Here is a 598-nt window from a genome sequence, read left to right as displayed (position 1 = left end):
CATCGTCCCTGATGCAGGTTGAAATGGTCAACCGTATCCTGCCAGCGGGAAAACGCGCCGGGGTTCTGACCATATCAGCCTCTACTCTGACCCAAGATCACTTGCTGGCCGCCAATGTTCCATTGGACACACCCATCGGCACAACCGAAGGCGGGGCGGAGTTCACCCGCGCAATCCTTGGAAATGAGCTTGGTCTTGATGTGGAAAAGGCCCGCAAAGACAATGTCGAAGCCGCAATGGCCCTGACATCGGAACACACCGATCTTGGCGCGATCGTGCTGGAATGCACGAATATGTGCCCCTACGCGCCCGATATTCAGCGCGCCACAGGGCTGCCCGTGTTTTCTATCGTGTCTTTCGTGAAGTGGTTTCAGGCCGGTCTTGTTCCGCCCACCTACTAGACAAGTGACACGGGCGCTCTGACTGACCCGCCCTAAGATGTCACAGGTTCAGGTCGCCTTGTACCGAGTTCCGGATCACCCGCTCGGCATTCGGAATGTCGTTTGAAAGCGCCCGCTCTCTTGCGGACTGTTTGCCCAGCCCAAACCCAACCCAACGGTCGGTGAGCCGGGTTTCCAGTGTAGCAAGATCGACGCCC

1 protein-coding gene is annotated in these 598 nt (G+C 57.9%); it reads left to right on the top strand.

Going from position 1 to position 598, the window contains the following annotated elements:
- Window positions 1–401 (top strand): aspartate/glutamate racemase family protein (locus tag ACR0C6_RS22005; RefSeq protein WP_480621307.1); only part of this gene is annotated, 401 nt, incomplete at its 5' end.
- Between the last annotated feature and the right edge of the window lie 197 nt (window positions 402–598).

This window comes from Ruegeria sp. AL12 (assembly GCF_056540885.1).
Note: the sequence above shows the minus strand (reverse complement) of the source record. Positions and strands in the feature narration are given on the sequence as shown.